We start from the raw sequence: 20622 nt of genomic DNA on the forward strand, positions 1-20622 counted from the left end.
GGGGGGGGGCCCAACCGGGGGGGGGGGGGGCGGCGCGGGGGGGGGGGGGGGGGGGTTGGGGGGGGGGGGGGGGGTGGGGGGGGGGGGGGCGCCCCGGGGGGGGCCCCGGGGGGGGGGGGCTGGCGCCCCCCCCCGGCACACCCAATCCTCACCAACCGACGATCCTTCAAACAGCAGGAGAACAACCCGTCGCGGCTGGGAATTGGCGAGCGATGTTCAAAGGTTGATGTAGAATCATAGGCGCAAGGAGGCCTTGGGGCCGACGTTGAAGGCGTCGGCGGCCTCCCACCGGCAGGGGGAAAGACCGTCATGACCTACCACCTCGACACCGCGCGGGCCATCATCAACGAGCGGATGCGGGAGGCCGAGCAGCACCGCCTCGCCCACGCGCTCTACCTGAAGAACCGCGCCGAGGCCAAGTCCCGTCGGGCGCGTCTGCTCCTCGCCCGCCTCGGCGGCTGAGCACCGCGACCGCAGGCCGTCGACCCGGAAGCCGCACCACCGCGACCACCGCTCTCCCCCGGGGAGTACCGGCAGGTCAGCCGGGGTAGCCGTCGATCCGGTCGACGTGGGAGAGCACAGCACCGGCACCGTCCTCGGCCGCCATCAGCGCGCCGACGGCGGCCGCGCGGCGGCGGACCGGTTCCGCCAGCGCCGCCGTGATCGCGGCGGCGAGGCGCTCGGCGGTGAGATCGGCGAACGGCACGGGCTCCGGGGCGACTCCCAACCGGTGCAGCCGTTCCGCCCAGAACGGCTGGTCGACCATGACCGGCACCGGCACGGCGGGAACGCCGGCCCGCAGCGCGGCGCCCGTGGTACCCGCTCCGGCGTGGTGCACGACGGCGGCCGTACGCGGGAACAGCCAGTCATGCGGCAGGTCCCCGACGGACAGCACGTCGTCGCCCGCCGCCTTCAGTCCGGCCCACCCGGCCTGGACCACCGCGCGCACGCCCGCCCGACGCACCGCCTCCGTCACCAGCTCACCGAGCCGCTCACCCTCCCCCGGCGCCATGCTGCCGAAACCGATGAACACCGGTGCCGGACCGGCCTGGAGGAAGTCGACCAGCTCGGCGGGAGGCTGCCAGTCCAGCGGCCGGGCGGGCCACCAGAAGCCCGCCACCTCGACCGGGGCCGGCCAGTCCGCCGGACGCGGCAGCAGCAGCGGACTGTAACCGTGGACGACCGGACGGGTGTGTCCGAGCGGTTCCGGCGGCGTCGTACCGGGCAGGCCGAGGCGCTCGCGCAGCCGGGCCACCGCGCCCGAGAACAGCCCTTCCGCACTCCGGAGCCGCTCCCGGCCGACCGCCAGGTTCTCCTCCGGCCCGAGGTCCCCGGCGACGCCGGGGCCGGGCAGCGGGAACGCGGTGGTGGCGAAGGCCGGCGTGAGGTACGTGCCGAGGACGGGCACGCCGTGGGCCTCCCCCGCCGTCCGGCTGAACGACGACGGGGCGAAGGCGGTGAGCAGCAGGTCCGCCCCGCCCTCCACGGCATCGGCCACACCGTCGGCGAGCCCGTCCACGAAGGCGGTCATCAGCGCGCGGGTCTCCTCCCGGGACGTCGCGCGGGCCCTGGCGCGGATCAGCTCCTCCGGGTCCCCCGGCAGCCGCCGGTACTCCAGCCCGCAGCCCTCGATCAGCGTCTCGAAGGTCGGATGGGCGACGACGGCGACCCGGTGCCCGGCGTCCACCAGGCACCGGCCCAGGCCCGTGAACGGCGCGACGTCCCCGCGGGAACCGGTGGTGACGATCAGGATCCGCATGGGGGTGATTCTCCATGCCGCGCCGGTGCGTCGGGAACCCGGGCCCCCACCGGGGAACTGGTGCCCGTCCCTCGACCGCGGCGACGAACACCCGACGGCCGTCGGCACCCACCCCGACCACCGCCGGTGCGGCCTGGCCCACGCCGTCCGCACGGCCGGGCTGCACGCCTTCGTGCTGCACGCCTTCGCCCGGGCCGGCGGCCGGCGCGCCGTCGTCCGCTCACGGGACGACGCCGCCCACCCCGTCCCCAAAGCGGCTCTACGAATCCCTCGGGTTCACCACGTACACCCGCGCCCACACCTTCGTCGGCGGGCCGACGGGCTGAGGGATCCGGCCCTCGGGGCTGTCCTCGCCCCAGGACAACGGAGCCGCCCCACGGGACGATGGAAGCACCCCGGGCTCCGGCGGGGACGGCCGGGGGCACGGATCCGACGACGGACCCCGGTGGGCGCGGGAGCGGCCTAGCGGGGACGACGGGAGTGAATGCGATGTCCGATGGCGCAGACGCCGGCCACCGCGCGCTGGTCGACGAGCTCGCCGCGCTGGTGGGACTGGCGCACACCGCGCTGGGCGGTGTGACGGCCGTCCTCATGGAGCCGGACGACGGCGAGGACGGGATCGCGATCGCGGAGAAGGCCCTGGGCGAGCTGCTGGCCCGGGTCGAGGAGGACGCCGCCGCGACGCCCGGCGGGCGGGCCGGGGTCGTCGTGGGCGTCCACGTCGGGTGCGAGCTGGAGGCGCTCGCGCAGCTGACCCGGCGGCTGCTGGAGGCGGCGTGGGCCCGCCAGGAGCGGGGGGCCTTCGACGGGCGGCTGCGGGACCCGCTGCACGGGCTCGCCGGTGCGGCGCTGGACCTGGTCGCGCGGTCCGCCGACGTCCTGCGGTCCGGGGCGGCCGAGGGCGTCGCGGACGTGCTGAGCGAGTTGCACGAGGTCGGCCAGCGGCAGCGGCTGCTGTACGGGCTGCTGCTGCGCGCGGACTCCAGCGAGGACGCCCGCGAGGACTCCCGCGAGGACTCCCGCGAGAAGGCGACGGACCCGGTCGACGTCACCGACCTCGTCCTGCTGGCCTGCTGCTACCAGCAGTGCGCCGACCGTGCCGGGGCGATCGCCCGCCATGCCGTGCTGTTCGCGCAGGCCGGGGCCTGAGGCCCGGGTCCGGCCCGCGACGGGTTCCGGTTGCCCCGGCCGTTCGCCCGGCCGGATACTCGTGCGCGGGGCCACTCGCGCACGGAATGCCACACGGCAGGGCGGAGGGAACCGGTCATGGCGGCCAGGGGCTGGCAGTTCTGGGTGGACCGGGGCGGGACCTTCACCGACGTGGTCGCACTGGCGCCGGACGGCCGTCTGCTCACCCACAAACTGCTCTCGCACGACCCGGCGCTCGACCGCGACCCCGCGGTGGCGGGGATCCGGGCCCTCCTGCCGGCCGGGGCGGACATCGACTCGGTCCGGATGGGCACCACGGTGGCCACCAACGCCCTGTTGGAGCGCACCGGCGAGCCGACCGTCCTGGTCGTCACGCGCGGCTTCGCGGACGCCCTGCGGATCGGCTACCAGAACCGGCCGCTGATCTTCGCCCGTGAGATCGTCCTGCCCGAGCCGCTGTACAGCCGCGTGGTCGAGGTGGACGAGCGGATCGCCGCCGACGGCCGGGTCCTGCGCCCGCCCGACCTCGACCGGCTCGCGGACGAGCTGCGCGACTGCCGACGCGAGGGCCTGCGCTCCGTCGCCGTGGTCTGCCTGCACAGCTGTCTGCACCCCGCCCACGAGCGCGCGATCGGCCGGCTCGCCGAGCGGCTCGGCTTCGACCAGGTGTCACTGTCCAGCGAGGCGAGCCCGCTGATGAAGCTGGTGCCGCGCGGGGACACCGCGGTGGTCGACGCCTACCTCGACCCGGGGCTGCGCCGCTACGTCCGCCAGGTGGCGGACCAACTGGCCGGTGTCCGGCTGATGTTCATGCAGTCCAACGGCGGGCTCGCCGAGGCCGGCCACTTCCGGGGCAAGGACGCGATCCTGTCCGGCCCGGCCGGCGGCATCATCGGCATGGTGCGGATGTCGGAACTCGCCGGCCACGGCCGGGTGATCGGCTTCGACATGGGCGGCACCTCCACCGACGTCTCGCACTTCGCGGGCGAGTACGAGCGGGTGGTGACCACCCAGGTCGCCGGGGTGCGGCTGCGGGCGCCGATGCTGGCGATCCACACCGTCGCGGCGGGCGGCGGCTCGGTGCTCCGCTTCGACGGTGAACGCCTGCGGGTCGGCCCGGACTCGGCCGGCGCCTTCCCCGGCCCCGCCTGCTACCGCAACGGCGGGCCGCTCACCGTCACCGACGCCAACCTGCTGCTCGGCCGGATCCAGGCCGAGCACTTCCCCCGGGTCTTCGGACCGGACGGCGACCAGCCGCTCGACCGCGGACCGACCGAACGCCGGTTCGCCGAACTGGCCGGGGAGATCGGCGACCGTACGGCCGAGGAGGTGGCCGACGGGTTCCTGCGGATCGCGGTCGGCAACATCGCCAATGCGATCAAGCGCATCTCCGTCCAGCAGGGCCACGACGTCACCCGCTACACGCTCACCACCTTCGGCGGCGCGGGCGGCCAGGTCGCCTGTCCGGTGGCCGAGGCACTGGGCGTGCGCACCGTGCTGGTCCCGCCGATGGCCGGGGTGCTGTCCGCCCTCGGCATCGGCCTGGCCGACACCACCGTCCTGCGCGAGCGGGCCGTCGAACGGCCCCTGGCCGAGGAGGAGATGGGCGCCGTGCGGGCCCTCGCCGACGAGCTGGCGCGCGCGGCCCTCGGCGAACTGCTCGACCAGGGCGTGCCCCGGGAACGGATCCGGCTGACCCACCGGGTCCGGCTGCGCTACCAGGGCACCGACAGCACCATCGGCGTCCCGCTGGGCGAACCGGCCGGCATGCGGGCCGAGTTCGAGGAGCGGCACCGGGCCACCTACTCCTTCCTGATGGACCGCCCGCTCACCGTCGAGGCCCTCGCCGTCGAAGGCACCGGCCTGACCGAGCGGCCCGCGCTCGACACCCTCTCCCCCGCGCCGGCCCCGGCCGGACCCGTCGCCGTCCGCCTGTACACCGGCGGCCGTTGGCACCGGGTCCCGCTGCTGGAGCGCGAGTCGATGCGGGCGCAGGACACCGTCACCGGCCCGGCGGTGATCACCGAGGCCAACGCCACCACCGTGGTGGACGCCGGGTGGCGGGCGACCGTGACCGCGGCCGGGCACCTGCTGGTCGAACAGGTCGGGGCCACCGCCGAGGAGAGCGTCCCCACCCGCGCCGACCCGGTCCTGCTGGAGGTCTTCAACAACCTCTTCATGGCCATCGCCCAGCAGATGGGCGCCCGGCTGGAGTCCACCGCGCAGTCGGTCAACATCAAGGAGCGGCTGGACTTCTCCTGCGCGCTCTTCGACCCGGACGGCAACCTCGTCGCCAACGCCCCGCACATCCCGGTCCACCTCGGCTCGATGGGCACCACCGTCAAGGAGGTCCTCCGCCGGCAGGGTCCGCGGATGCGCCCGGGCGACGCCTACGCCGTCAACGACCCGTACCACGGGGGCACCCACCTGCCCGACGTCACCGTCGTGACCCCGGTCTTCGACCCGGACGGCCGCGACATCCTGTTCCTCGTCGCCTCCCGGGGCCACCACGCCGAGATCGGCGGCATCTCCCCCGGCTCGATGCCCGCCGACAGCCGTGAGATCCACGAGGAGGGCGTGCTCTTCGACAACTGGCCACTGGTGGTGGACGGACGACTGCGCGAGCAGGAGACCCGGCGGCTGCTCACCGACCCGCCGCACCCCTCCCGCGACCCGGACACCAACCTCGCCGACCTGCGCGCCCAGATCGCCGCCAACCGCAAGGGCGTCGACGAGGTCAACGCGATGATCGAGCACTTCGGCCTCGACGTCGTCCAGGCGTACATGCGGCACGTCCAGGACAACGCCGAGCAGGCGGTGCGGCGCGCCGTCGACGGCCTCGGCGACGGCAGCCACCGCTACGAGACCGACTCCGGCGCCGTGATCGCCGTCTCGGTGCGCGTCGACCGCCGGAAGCGCGGCGCCACCATCGACTTCGCCGGGACGTCCCCCCAGCTCGCGGGCAACCTCAACGCGCCCTCCGCCGTCGTCACCGCCGCCGTGCTGTACGTCTTCCGCACCCTCGTCGCCGACGACATCCCGCTCAACGACGGCTGCCTGCGCCCGCTGCGGATCCTCGTCCCGCCCGGCTCGATGCTCGCCCCCGAGTACCCCGCCGCCGTCGCCGCCGGCAACGTCGAGACCTCGCAGGCCATCGTCGGCGCGCTCTACGGCGCGCTCGGCGTCCAGGCCGAGGGCTCCGGCACGATGAACAACCTGACCTTCGGCAACGCGGAGCACCAGTACTACGAGACCATCGCCTCCGGCTCCGGCGCCGGGCCGACCTTCGACGGGGCGGACGCCGTCCAGACCCACATGACCAACTCCCGCCTCACCGACCCGGAGGTCCTGGAGTGGCGGTACCCCGTTCTCGTCGAGGAGTTCGCCGTGCGCCCCGGCAGCGGCGGGGGCGGACGCCGGCACGGCGGCAACGGCGTGCTCCGGCGGCTGAGGTTCCGCGAGGCGATGACGATCAGCGTCCTCTCCGGCCACCGCCGCGTCCCGCCGTACGGCCTCGCCGGCGGCCTTCCCGGCGCGCTCGGCGCCAACCGCGTGCTGCGCCACGACGGAACCGTGGAGGAGGTGCCCGGCTGCGGCAGCGCCGAGCTCGCGGCCGGTGACGCCGTGGAGATCCTCACCCCCGGCGGCGGCGGGTTCGGGCCGCACGACGGACCGCACGACCGACCGCACACCGGACCGCAGGCCGGGGACCGGACCACGGCGACCGGTGACGCCGCGCCCCGGGGAACCGACGAAGGCGACCGGAGGCGGCGATGAACACGGCAGGCGCGGAACCGGCGGAGACTGCGCGCAGGGCCCGGTGGTGGTGCCATGGAAGTGCGGACACGATCGGGGACCCGCGACGCCGCGCCCGCGCCCGGGGCGCCGCCCTCCTCCAGGGATGACCGTACGCGAAAGGACGGAACCGTGATGAGCACACACACCACCACGACACCGCTGCGCACCAAGCGCTGGACCCTGCGGCTCGACCTCTTCGAGGAGGGCGACGTCACCAACGTCCATGCCGTTCTCGACACCGGCGACAACACCCTGCACAGCCGCACCACCGCCCACCGCAACCCGCACGACCCGCCGGTTCCGGAGATCGGCGACGAGTACGCGGCCGGCCGGGCCCTGATCGACCTCGGGCAGCAGCTGCTGCGCGCCGGCCGGACCGACGCCGCGGCCAACGGGCACGACGCCGGCTGAGCCCGCGCCCGTCGACACCCGCCGGGGCCGTCCGGGCGGCCCGGGACCACCGGCCCTACGGCGGGGGCCCATCGGTTCTTCCCGGCACAGCGCGGCAGTTGGTTGACTCCGGTACGACACGGCACCGCGCCGACCGGAGGACCGGTCGCGCGCCCGGGGCCGCGAGACGACGGGACTCCCAGGAGGTTGTGGTGGGCGCGACGGCAACAGCGGTCGGGCACGGCGTGGTCCGATCGGTCACCCGCGATCCGCGGGCCCGCACCACGGTGGTGCGGCTGAGCGGCGAACTGGACATGCTCACCGCGTCCGGCCTCGTCCCGGAGCTCCTGGGACTCGCGGACGAGGGCGACCGGGAGCTCGTGCTGGACCTGTCCGGCGTCAGCTTCTGCGACAGCTCGGGCGCGGACGCCTTCCTGCAGCTGAACCGGCGCCTGTCGAAGGGCACCCGGCTGTTCCTGCGCGGCGTCTCCCGGCAGCCCGCCAAGGTGCTGCGGCTGCTCGGCCTGTACCGGTCCGTGCCGTGCGAGTTCGCCCAGCCCGCCCACCCCTGAGCCCGCCCGCGTCCGACCTTCCCGGTACGACAATCAGGCTGTCTGCCGCCCACAGTCGACCGTGACCTCCCGACGGGAGCAGCCGGTGGGGTGGGCCGCCACGACCGGATCGTCCCCACGCCGAGAGACATGCCGCCGCCCTCGCTTCCGCCACCAGCTTCCTGGTCGGCGGCCTCGCCCCCTTCCTCGGGTTCCTCGCCTCCTCCGGCACCGCACGCCTGCGGCTCATCGTCGCTGTCACCCGCTACGGCCTCGCCATCGCCGTCACCGCGCCGTCGGCCAACTCGCCCACGTCTCGGGCGTGTGACCCGCCACCACCCTGCTGCCCCCTCCCTCGCCCCGACGTCCGCCGGCTCCTGGCGATCCGGGACCGGGATGACCGACTTCGCGTGCGATCGAGAAGTTCGTAGCCGCGTACACGGATTTGTGAAACAGATCCACCGGGGGGCTGATTGGAGACGATAAACCCTGGTTCACACAAGCAAAGGATTGGTAAATAATTTCCACCCTGCGACTTTCGAATACCGGGCAATCGCATAAGAAACGGATAAATCGACAGATCTCTATGCGTGCGGCCGGGCTGGTTCCCTGCTATCAAATGGTGGCCGTCGCCGCCCGGGTGATGAGCCGATCGCTGGGTGGGGGATATCCATGCAACTTCCGCGGCTTCGTGCAGTCCTGCTGTGGTTCGCCGCCGACCGCCGGCCACCCCCTCGGGGCACCCGGCGGCGGGCCGCACGTGAAGTCCGATGGGTGTCACTGTCACTCAGCCTCGCGATCGTGCTGGCGCTCGGCACCCAGAATGCGCTCGCGTTCACCGCGGACCGTGTCCCAGTACACCATCAGCAGCCCTCCACACCAACCCAAGCGGGTGGCTCGGCGGACGGCAGGGGCGGCAGCGTCGATGCGTCGGCGACATCCCGGCACCCGGCCTCGGGTGACCCGCGCAAGCATGCGCCCGGACCGGGCGAGCTGGGGGCGGCAGAGGAAGGCCCGGAGGCCGGGAGTCCGCAGGAGTCGCTCGCGCAGAACCCCGTCCCGACAGGGAAGGAGGCCACGATACCGGCGAATCTCAAGCCCAGGGACCGTTCCGCCTCCGGCCGCGGCGGAAAGGACGTCCGGGACGGAACCGGCAAGCCGGGGGCCGCACTTCCGGGACCGGCCACCGATGGCGTGGAGGACACCGCGAAGCGGACGGAGAGCACCTCCGTCTTCGTGAATCCGGACGGGACCAAAACCGTCCGGGTGTACTCGCGCCCGGTGCACTACAAGGCCGCTGACGGTACGTGGGCGGACATCGACACGACGCTGTCCCAGACCCGGGCCGGCCGCTGGCGCGAGGCCGCCAACGACCAGGACGTGACCTTCGCGGCCTCCTCGGACGCCACCGCCCTGCTGAGCTGGCAGCTGGACGCAGCCCACCAGGTCTCCTACAGCCTGAAGGGCGCCACCGCCGTGGCCGGTGCGGTCTCCGGCGAGCAGCTGACCTACCCCGGGGTCCTGCCGGGCGCCGATGTCGTCTACAACGGCATGGCACAGGGCATCAAGGAGTCCCTGGTACTGCACGACTCCTCCGCTCCCGCCGTCTGGGACTTCCCCCTGGCGCTCACCGGGCTGAGCGCGGCCGTCGGCGACGGCGGCCAGGTCGAGTTCCGGGACGAGAAGGGCGATGTCCGCCTGACCATCCCGACGGGGTTCATGGAGGACTCGCGGATTGACCCGGCGTCGGGGGACGGCGCTCGTACCGGCGGTGTGACGTACACGCTCGTGACCGAGAACGACACTCCGGTCCTGCGGATGTCGCTCGACACGTCCTGGCTGAAGGACCCGAACCGGGTCTACCCGGTGAAGGTCGACCCGACCACCACGAACGGGATCAACGCCGGCCAGTCGACGTTCGTTCAGAACACGGCACGGGCCAACAACTCGGCCGACTCCGTGCTCCGGATCGGCACCTACGACGGCGGCACCGACCGGTTCAACACCTACCTCTACTTCCCTGCCGTGGCCAACATCGGCATGAACTACGTCGAGGCCGTCACCCTCAACCTGAACAACACCCACTCCTACGAGTGCTCACCCCACCCGGTGAACGTCAGCCAGATCACCAGCGGCTGGGACCCCTCCGGGATCAGGGACTACCCCGGTGTCTCGATCGGACAGCAGCTCGGCTCTCGCTCCTGGTCGCACGGCGACGGCTGCGGCGGGCCGGCCTGGGACTGGGTGAGCCTCGGCGGGAGCCACGGCGACGCGGGTGTCCAGCTGGTCGAGAGCTGGGCGCACGCCGGCGCCAACTACGGTCTCGCCGTCACCACCAGCAACACCGACACCTACAGCTGGAAGAAGTTCTCCAGCGTGAACACCGCCTACCCGCCCTACCTGTCCGTCGTGTACAGCGACTGGGCTGCCTCGTACAGCCTCGGAACCGACTACATTCCGCCGACTGCCAATACGGCCGGCTCGCAGCAGGTGGTGATGACCAACCTCGCCGCGAACTGGTGGAACTCCACCAGCATGCAGCTCAAGGCTCGCATATTCGACAGCAACTGGAACGAGCTGAACGTCAACGCGCCGCTCACCGGTGTTCCGGGCCTCGTGCGGACCGGCGAGTCCGTGACGGTCACCGGCGTCATTCCGGCGCTGCCCGCCAACCGGTCGTACATCCTCTGCTGGGACGGCTACGTCGGAGGCACCGCCTCCCTGCGCGACTCCTACGGCGTCCCCACCGGACCGTGCACATGGATCTCCAGCAGCAACATCCCGCCGCAGATCGACCTCGTCGAGCCGCTCAGCGGCACTTCGGTGGGCACCCTGTCGCCGCAGCTCTACGCCACCGGACACGATCCCGACAACAGCCCGGGAACCGGCGTCGACTACGACTTCAAGGTGTTCACCGACCCGTCGCTCGGCAGCCCGCAACTGCTCGCGGAGTCGGGCTGGCAGCCGTCCAACTCCTGGAAGGTGCCGAGCGGACTGCTCGCCTGGAACGCGACGTACCAGTGGACGGTCAAGGCCGGCGACCACCAGGGCGAGAGCCTCGAATCGGCCCCCATCCGCTTCACCACCTCGGTGCAGCAGCCCCTGATCACCTCCCGGCTCGGCGGCGCCGTCGGCAACGGGAGCACCCGTAGCTTCGACCCGCAGGCCGGCAACTACACCACCGACGCCACCGACGCCTCGGTCACCGCGGTCGGTCCGGCACTGGCCGTGAACCGGACGTACAACTCGCTCGATCCGCGTACCGGGGCCATGTTCGGTGCCGGCTGGTCGTCGGTGTACGACATGAGCGTGATACCGGACGCGGACGGCGGCGGCGGAGTGGTGCTGACGACCGCCAACGGCCGGACCGAGCGGTTCGGGCGGAACGATTTCCAGCTCACCCGACTCGCCGCCACCGGCGACCAGACCGGTGACGGCGTCGACGACGCGGTGGCGGTGGACTCCAGCACCGGCAAGCTGTGGCTCTACCCGGGCCCGGACTTCTCCCAGACCAAGCGCCGTCTGCTCGGCGAAGGCTGGAACGGCGCCGGTCGGATCGTCGGCGCCGACGTCACCGGCGACGGCGTGGGTGACGTGCTCGCCGTCAACACGTCGAACGACTCGATCACCCTGAACACCGGCGTCAGCGGCACCAACCTCGGTGCCGTCACGACCCTGGCCACCGGCGGCTGGAAGACCCTGACCAACGTGGCGGTCACCCCTCCGCTGACCACCGACGGACGAAAGGACCTGCTGGCCGTCGACCCCGCCACCGGAACGCTCTACGCCTACCCGATCACTGCCGGCGGCTCCTCGCTCGGTGCGCGCGTCGCCGTCGGCAGCGGCTGGAACGGCCTGCGCGAGGCCATCGGTGGCGACTTCAACCATGACGGCCGCGGCGATCTCGCCGTCATCAACACCAGCGGCCACCTGCTGCTGTACCCGGGCACCGGCAACGCGGTCCTGGGCGCCTCCACCTTCAACAGCCCTGTCGACCTCGGCGGTGGCTGGGACGGTCTGCGCGACCTCGCTCCCGTCGACGGCATCCCTGGCGACCCCGGAACGGACATCCTCGCCGTCGACAAGGCCACCGGCAGCCAGTACCTGTACCACTCCGCCGGCTCCCCCCAGTGGTCCGCCGCCGCGCGCACCACCACCGGCATGCCTGTCTACACGTCCCCCGCCGGCGAGTTCGAGACCCTCGCGGCCCGGGCCGGCGGCGGCTACACCCTCGCCGACAAGACCGGCACCGTCTACAACTTCGCCCAGCCCTCCGGTAGCGGCTACCTGCTGTCGCAGATCACCGACCGCCAGCAGCACACCCAGGCCCTGCACTACACCGGCGGGAAGCTCGACACCGTTACCGACGAGGCGTCCGGCCGCGCCCTGCACTTCGCCTGGACCACCGACGGCCGGCACGTCGCGCAGGTCGCCACCGACCCGGCCACCGCCGGCGACACCACCACGGCGCTCACCTGGACCTACGGCTACGACGCCACCGACGCCGACCGACTCGCTCAGGTCTGCACCCCGCCTGCGGGCACCAATACCGCCCGCCCCTGCACCGGCTACGCCTACACCTCGGGCTCGCACCTGCGCTCGGCCGTCCTGGACGCCGCGCCCGTCTCCTACTGGCGCCTGGGCGAGGCCTCCGGCACCACCGCGAACAGCGAGACCATCGCCAACCAGGGCACCGACAGGGCCACCTACTCCGCCCAGGGCGTCACCCTCGGCGCCGCCGGCCCGGGCAACGGCTCCCCTGCCACGGCGGCCACCTTCAACGGCACCTCCGGTGTCGTCACCCTCCCACGGAGCCTCCTGGACGCCTCCGCCTACGCCACCATCGGCCTGTGGTTCAGGACCACCGGCCAGGGCGTGCTGTTCGGATACCAGACCGACTCCTTCCCCGCCGCCACCACCACCGGGAACTACACCCCGGCCCTGTACGTCGGCACCTCCGGCAAGCTCTACGGTGAGCTGTGGAACGGCTGGGTCAACCCGATCGCCTCCACCGGCCAGGTCAACGACGGCAAGTGGCACTACGCGCTGCTGACCGCCTCCGGCGACACCCAGACCCTCTACCTGGACGGCACCGCCCAGGGCACCCGCACCGGGCAGGTCGTCGCCCCCGGGCAGCGCGTCGCCACCGTCGGCGGCGGCTTTATCGGCGGCGGCTGGCCCGACGAGCCGTACTACAACGGCAGCGACAACACCGGCCACGCCGGCTACTTCAACGGCACCATCAGCGACGTCGCGTTCTACAACCGCACCCTCGGCGCACCCGCCGTCTCCGCCCAATGGGCCGCCGCGCAGAGGCCGTCCGCCGAACTCACCACCGTCACCCTGCCCTCCGGCAAGACCGGCCTGGCCGTCAGTTACGACACGGTCAACGACCGCGCCACCCAGTACACCGACCCCGACGGCGGTGTCTGGAAGCTCAACCAACCCACCGTCTCCGGATCCGAACAGGAGTACCGCAGCGCGGTTCTCGGTTCCCGCCCCGGCGGCTACTGGCGTCTGGCGGAGGGGAAGGCCGGACAGGCCACCAACGCCGTCCAGACCCCGCGTCCCACCCCCAACAACGGCACCTACTCCAATGTGGCCCTCGGCGCTCCGGGCCCGACCAGCGGCAGCACGGCAGCGACCTTCGACGGCACCACCTCCTGGGCCGAGCTCCCCGCCGCGTACGCCCCCACCACCGGCACCGGCGCCTTCGCGCTGTGGTTCAGAACCACAGCGCCCGGCGTCCTGATCGGCTACCAGTCCTTCCCCATCGGCGCCGCCCACGTCCAGGCCACGGACCAGTGGAACCCCGCCCTCTACGTCGGCACCGACGGCAAGCTCCACGGCCAGCTGTGGACCGGCAAGGCCTCCAGCACGCTCGCAACCGGGGCCACCGTCACCGACGGCAAGTGGCACCAGGCCGTGCTGTCCACCGACACGTCCACCAGCCAGACCCTCTACCTCGACGGCCAGGCCGCCGGCTCCCTCGCCGGTGAGATCAAGCCCAACGGCCGCCTCCACGTCTACGTCGGCGCCGGCGCCTCCGACATCGGCTGGCCCGCCGCCCCCACCGACCCGTCAGGCCACTTCAACGGCCAGATCGCCGACGTCGCCGCCTTCGACCACCCCGTCAACGCCGCCGCCCTCTACGCCCAGGCGGCCAACGGCACGGCCGCGTACGACGCCGCCGTCATCGACGCCCGCCCGTCCGGGTACTGGCGGCTGTCCGACACCGCCGGCAACCAGGCCACCGAACTGCTCACCTCCGGGGCGCTCGCCGAGAACCAGGGCAGCTACTCCGACACCTCCCTGACCGCCGGCGGCCCATACTCCACCGGCAACACCAGCGTGGCGACCTTCAACGGCACCACCTCCTACGTCCGGCTGCCCGCGGACGCCGCCCCCCACATCGGCAACACCGCCACCGTCGAGGTCTGGTTCAAGACCGCGAAACCCGGCGTCGTCTACAGCTACCAGTCCGACCCCATCGGCGGCACCACCCCGGCCACCTACACGCCGGTCCTGTACGTCGGCGCCGACGGCCGACTCCGCGGCCAGGTCTGGAACGGAGACAACACCAACACCGCCGTCTCCGCCACCGCCGTCAACGACAACGCCTGGCACATGGCCGACCTCGTCGTCGGCTACGCGAACGGCTCCTTCTACCAGCAGCTCTTCGTCGACGGCGCCGCCAGTGGAAGCCCCGTCAGCGGCGCCACCAAGTACACCAGCCCCCGGTACTCCTACCTCGGCGCGGGAACCGTCAGCGGCTGGCCCAGCCAACCGGCCGACGGCAACGGACACTTCACCGGCCAGATCGCCGACTTCTCCTACTACGGCTACGCCCTGGAGACCAGTACGATCAGCCGCCACTACGGCTACGCCACCGCCCCCGCGGGCGAGGCCGTCACCCAGTCCGGGAACTACCGCACCGGCGTGATCGGCTCCACCCCCGAGGCCTACTGGCGGCTGAACGAGCCCGCCGGTGCCGGCATCGTCCAGGACACCCTCGGCACCGCCCTGCCCGGACAGGGACACGGTACCTACACCAGCACCAACCTGGGTGTCACCGGCCCCTCCGGCAGCTCCGACGGCACCGCCGCCTCGTTCAACGGCACCACCTCCGCACTGCAACTGCCGCGCACCGCCATACCCGTGCGCGGAGCCAACAGCATCGAGCTGTGGTTCAGAACCACCACCGCCGGCGTGCTCTACGCCTACCAGTCCTTCCCGCTCGGTGCCGCCCACGCCGAGGGGGTGGACCAGTGGAACCCCGCCCTCTACGTCGGCACCGACGGCAAGCTCCACGGTGCCCTGTGGACCGGTGACGTCGCCACGGCGCTGACCTCCACCAAGAACGTCAACGACAACACCTGGCACCACGCCGTCCTCGCCGGCGACGACAACAGTCAGACGCTCTACCTCGACGGCGCCAAGACCGCGGGGTCCACCGCCAGGCACACCGTGTTCGCCAACGGCACCGCCTACGCCTACGTCGGCGCCGGAACCGCCGACGGCACCTGGCCCAACCACCCCACCAGCCCCGACGGGCGCTTCACCGGCACCATCGCCGAAGTCGCCTACTACCCCTCCGTCCTGAACGCGGACGCCGTCACCACCCACTACAAGGCCATGGGCAGCGCCGCGGCGCAGACCAAGCTCACCACCGCCACCGTCACCGACCCGCTCTCCCACACCCTCACCTGGCGCTGGGACACCCGAACCGGCCAACTCACCGCCGTCACCGACGCCAACGCCGCCACCACCCGGTACAGCTACGACAGCCACGGCTTCCTCCACAGCGTCACCGACCCCGACGGGCACACCATCACCACCGGCCACGACGAGCGCGGCAACACCGTCTCCACCACCACCTGCACGGACGCCGCGCACTGCCACACGGCATACGCCTCCTACGCGCTCGACCAGGCCAACCCCTTCAGCCCCGTCAACGACCGGCCCCTGAGCAGCAGTGACGCCCGGTCGAAGAACGCCAACGACACCACCTACAGCACCACTTACACGTACAACGCGCTCGGTGACCCCACCGCCACGACCGCCCCCGCCACCCCTGACTTCCCCAACGGCCGCACCGCGACCGTCAGCTACACGACGGGCACCGAGGCGGCCGTAGGCTCGACCGGCACCCAGCCCGCCGCGCTGCCCGCAACCACCACCGACACCGCCGGCGCCGCCACCACCTACGTCTACGACAGGGCCGGCAACCTCACCCGCGCCACCGCACCCACCGGCCTGGTCACCAGCTACACGTACGACAACCTCGGGCGCCGCACCGCCGCCGGCACCACCTGCACCGACTGCGGCCCCACCGCCACCACCACCTACACCTGGGACGGTCTCGGCAACCCCCTGACGCGGACTGACCCGGCCACCACCGACGCCGTCACCGGCACCGTCCACACCCGCAGGACCGCCACCGGCTACGACACGGACGGCAACCGGACCACCCAGACCGTCGACGACACCACCGGCGGCGACGCTCCGCGCACCACCACCTGGGCCTACAACTCCTACAACCAGCTGTCCAGGACCACCGACCCGGCCGGCCGTGCCACCAGCTACGTCTACGACGCCGAGGCCCACCCCATCAACCGGACCGACCCCGCCGGCACCTCCTGGAGCTACACCTACGACGGCAACGGCCGACTCCTGCGCACCGGCATCAACAACTACACCGGCAGCCCGCTCAACCCCGTCCCCTCCCGCTTCCAGGTCCTGGAGGCCCGCGCCTACGACCCCGCCGGCCGGCTCGCCACCGTCACCGACGCCATGGGCCGCACCACCCACACCTACTACAACGACGACAACACCGTCGCCGAGACCGACCTCGACGGCTACCGCAACACGGACGGCACCCAGCGCACCGTCGTCCTCCAGCAGAACACCTACGACCCGGCCGGCCAACTCGTCCAGCAGACCACCGGCGGCGGCAAGACCACAGTCGTGACCGCCCACGACGCCGCGGGCCGCACCACTTCCACCACCCTCGACCCCGGCGGCCTCAATCGCACCACCGCCTACACCTACGACGCCGGCGACCGTGTTCTCAGCGCCACCGCCACCGGCGGCGGCCTCACCGAGCGCGCCGAGAACACCTACAGTCCCGCCGGCCTGCTGCTCACCCGGGCCGTCAAGGGCAACGGAACCGACGCGGTCACCAGCCACACCTACAACCAGCTCGGCCTGCGGACCAGCACCACCAGCCCCAACGGCCACGCCACCGGCGCCGACCCCGACGCGTACACCAGCACCCAGGCCTACGACGCGCTCGGCAGGCCCACCATCACCGCCGGGCCACTGGTCACCGCGGAAACCTACGACCCGGCCACCCGCGCCGGCGCGCCGACCGCCGGCCGCGCCCGCACCACCACCGGCTACAACACCTTTGGCGAAGTCACCGCCACCCGCGACCCGCTCGGCACCGTCACGACCCACACCTACGACCTCGCCGGACGCCGCACCGCCACCACCGGCACCGCGTACATCGACCCGCGCACCGGCACCGGCTTCACGCCGACCGCCACCACCGTCTACGACGCCCTCGACCGGATCACCTCCAGCACCGTCGACCCGGGCGGACTCAACCTCACGACCAGCAACCGCTACGACCAACTCGGCAACCTCGTCGAACAGAAGCTGCCCGCCGTCGGAGACACCGTTCCGACCTGGACGTACTCCCACGACCTGAACGGCGAACCGATCACGGCCACCAGTCCGCTCGGCAGCCGCACCGAAGCCACCTACGACGACCTCGGGCGCCGCATCAGCGCCACCCAGGTCGAGCGGTACCCCGTCCCCGTCGCCCTCACCAGTACCTTCGGCTACGACGACGCCGGTAACCAGATCACGTCCACCCAGCCCAAGGGCGGGATCACCAAGGCCACCTACAACGCCGCCGGCCAGCCCGTCACCGTCACCGACCCTGCCGGGCTCACCACCCGCACCACCTACGACGCCCTCGGCCGCCCGCAGAAAACCACCCACCCCGACGGAACCGCCGCCACCACGGCGTACGACGCCCTCGGCAACGCCGTCTCCAGCAGCCGGTTCGACGCCGCCGGCACCGTCATCGGCACCACCTACACCAGTTACGACCTGCAGAGCGCCCCCACCGGCAGCACCGACAACGTCACCGACCCGGCCGACATCGTGGCCCACACCACCACCCGTGCCTACGACCCGGCCGGCAACCTGATCCGCCAGACCGAACCCGTCGGACCGCAGTCCACCATCACCACCACCTTCGGCTACGACGCGGCCGGCCACCGCACGCGCTTCACCAACGGCAAGGGCTTCGCCACCTACTACACCTACAACAGCCTCGGCCTGCCCGAATCCACCGTCGAACCCGCCACCACGGCCGCCCCCGCCACCGCCGACGGCACGTTCACCACCAGCTACGATGCCGCAGGCCGCGCCACCACCCTCGTCGAACCCGGCGGCATCCTCCGCCGGCGCAGCTACGACCCGCTCGGCCGGACCACCGAGGAGACCGGCACCGGCGGCGAGGCCGCCACCCCGACCCGCACCCTCGGCTACGACCTCGACGGCCACCTCACCAGTGCCACCGCGCCCACCGGCACCAACGCCTACACGTACAACGACCGCGGCCTGCTGCTCACGAGCGCCGGGCCCGGCGGCAACTCCGGCTACGCCTACGACGCCGACGGCAACCTGACCGGCCGCTCCGACGCCGCCGGCAGCACCACCTACACCTACACCGCCGCCGGCCAACTGCTCACCGCGGCGGACCCGCTCACCGGGCGCACCCTCGGTTACGAGTACGACGCTGCGGGACGCCTCAAGACCACCCGGTACGGCAGTGGCGGCTCCACCCGCGACTTCGGCTACGACCAGGCCGGGCGCCTCGCCACCGACACCGTCAAGAACCCCGCCGGTTCCACCGTCTCCTCCATCGCCTACGGCTTCGACGCCAACGGCCGCATCACCGGGAAGGCCACCACCGGCACCGCCGGCGCCGGCCAGAACACCTATGCCTACGACCTCGCAGGCCGCCTCACCTCCTGGACCAGCGGCACCACCACGACCGCGTACACCTGGGACGCGGCCGGTAACCGCACCAGCGCGGGCGGCGTCACCAGCACGTACGACGAACGCAACGAACTCCTCGACGACGGCAGCAACAGCTACACCTACTCGCCCCGCGGCACCATGAACAGCCGGACCGTGCACGGAGCCCAGCCGACCGCCGTCCGGTTCGACGCCTTCGACCGGATGACCGGCCGGGGCCCCGTCGGCTACACCTACGACTCCCTCGACCGTGTCACCCAGTCGGGCACCGCCACGTTCACCTACGACGGCAGTTCCAACAACCAGGTCTCCGACGGCACCTCTCGCTACAGCCGCACCCCCGCAGGCGTCCTGCTCGCCACCGCGGGGACCGGTGCCTCCCCCACCTCCCGCATCGAACTCACCGACGCCCACAGCGACGTCGTCGCCACGTTCGACCCAGCCACCGGCACGCTCGGCAGCAGCACCGCCTACGACCCCTTCGGCAAGCCGACCGCCACCAACGGCACCGGCACCGCCCTCGGCTACCAGAGCGGCTGGACCGACCCCACCACCGGCGATGTCAACATGGCCGCCCGCTGGTACCAGCCCGGCGCCGGCACCTTCACCGCCCGGGACTCCTGGAACCTCAACCCCAGCCCCTCCATCCGGGGCAACCGGTTCACCTACGGCAGCGGCGACCCTCTCGACCGGGTCGACCCCAGCGGGCACATGGACTGCAGCTACGCCGCGAACCTCCGGCGGCTGAGGTCGAACAACCGAATCAACTGGGGGCTGATATGCAAAAACATCGACAAGAGCACGATCGACGACTTGACCGACGAACTCCTCGGTGACGACTTCAGTGGCGCAGACTTCTCGGATCCGGACCAGGCCTATGCTCCGGACCAGCAGAAGGACCTCTTCTGCGACGGCCACTGGTGGACAACGACATGCGGTGGCTCCGGGTCCCGCAACGACGGCGGCGGTGGCGGCCATGGCCCCGGCGGCGGCCACCACAATACGAAGTCAACGCACGGGCACCCGAGTACCGGCACCCCGAAGCCGAAGCCGAAGCCGAAGCCGAACATCCGCCCTATCAATGACGCCGACCGCCCCAAAGCCTCCCCCAACCCGCTCAACTGGCTGATCGACACGGTCGTCCAGATCGGCACCCCACTCCTCACCGGGATCACCGCGGGCGGCGCCACCTTCATCTCCTCCGTCGCGGCCTTTGCGGGATCTCTCCTCGTCACAGGGCTTGTGGACGCGTTGTCGGTCGGCTCGGAACGGCGGATCGGTACCAATCCGCAGTTGAAGGACAAGCCTCTTCCGATCGGTCGCACCGGCGGTCGGACAGAGGACGACGACGAGTCGTGTGGTGACAACGCGGGAACCAACGTGCACGGCAACATCACCTACCTTCCGAGGGAGCGCTTCCGACCGGGCCCCGCCGGTTGCCGTGCCACCGGAGCCTACGGCCACTTCGATTCACCCCAGGACTTGGAGGACGGGACAGGAACCGCGTGGAACTCCCGCGACTTCCCCGAAATGGTCACCCCGCCCGACTTCTGGAATCTGCCGGACTGCCAGGGGTGCCGTGCACGCGGACACAACATGGGCCGGCAGTTCGGCGGATCCGGAACAGACCTCCGGAACCTCGTCCCGTTGCACGGCAACGCCAACCTGGAAATGTCCAAGGTCGAGAACAAGATCGCCAACGAGGTTCGGTCGGGAAGGCAGCGCGTCGACTTCGAGGTGACCGACATCTACAGTGCGAACCAGACAGGGATCCCGACCGCAGTCCACTTGCAGGCGACAGGCACCGGAGGCCTCGATGTCGACTGCTACATCATGAATGTTCAGGACTACATCCGCATCTGCTCCTCCGAGCGGTACGGGTGGTGACGGGATGGAGACCTCCTTGGCACCTCTCCGGTG

Annotated in this window: 7 protein-coding genes; 6 read left to right on the forward strand and 1 reads right to left on the reverse strand. The window is 71.9% G+C overall.

Going from position 1 to position 20622, the window contains the following annotated elements; translation table 11 throughout:
* Positions 1-309 precede the first annotated feature (309 nt).
* Positions 310-462 carry a hypothetical protein gene (locus tag ACFVUH_RS13685; protein ID WP_355366329.1) on the forward strand — a complete coding sequence of 51 codons (153 nt, stop codon included), beginning with the start codon at positions 310-312 and terminating at the stop codon, positions 460-462.
* 76 nt (positions 463-538) lie between these two features.
* Here the strand turns inward: ACFVUH_RS13685 and ACFVUH_RS13690 are convergent, their stop codons facing one another.
* On the reverse strand, positions 539-1759 hold the full coding sequence (locus ACFVUH_RS13690; RefSeq protein ID WP_387913199.1) for a glycosyltransferase: 1221 nt from the start codon (positions 1757-1759) through the stop codon (positions 539-541).
* A 489-nt stretch (positions 1760-2248) separates the two neighbouring features.
* On the opposite strand from ACFVUH_RS13690, the gene ACFVUH_RS13695 reads away from it, so the two are divergent.
* The 5 genes from ACFVUH_RS13695 to ACFVUH_RS13715 all read left to right on the forward strand — a co-directional run bounded on the left by ACFVUH_RS13695 (position 2249) and on the right by ACFVUH_RS13715 (position 20589).
* Positions 2249-2908 carry a hypothetical protein gene (locus ACFVUH_RS13695; RefSeq protein WP_387913200.1) on the forward strand — a complete coding sequence of 220 codons (660 nt, stop codon included), beginning with the start codon at positions 2249-2251 and terminating at the stop codon, positions 2906-2908.
* A 117-nt stretch (positions 2909-3025) separates the two neighbouring features.
* Positions 3026-6685, forward strand: a complete 3660-nt coding sequence (locus ACFVUH_RS13700; protein ID WP_387913201.1) for a hydantoinase B/oxoprolinase family protein — start codon at positions 3026-3028, stop codon at positions 6683-6685.
* 153 nt (positions 6686-6838) lie between these two features.
* Positions 6839-7117: a dsRBD fold-containing protein gene (locus ACFVUH_RS13705; protein WP_355366345.1), complete on the forward strand. Its 279-nt coding sequence runs from the start codon at positions 6839-6841 to the stop codon at positions 7115-7117.
* 191 nt (positions 7118-7308) lie between these two features.
* Entirely contained in the window at positions 7309-7668 is a 360-nt protein-coding gene (locus ACFVUH_RS13710; protein ID WP_387913203.1) for an STAS domain-containing protein, read from the forward strand.
* A 1173-nt stretch (positions 7669-8841) separates the two neighbouring features.
* Positions 8842-20589, forward strand: coding sequence for a LamG-like jellyroll fold domain-containing protein (locus ACFVUH_RS13715; RefSeq protein WP_387913205.1), 11748 nt, complete (start codon positions 8842-8844; stop codon positions 20587-20589).
* Positions 20590-20622: the final 33 nt, after the last annotated feature.

It is taken from the genome of Kitasatospora sp. NPDC058032 (assembly GCF_042885845.1).
Taxonomy (GTDB): Bacteria; Actinomycetota; Actinomycetes; order Streptomycetales; family Streptomycetaceae; genus Kitasatospora.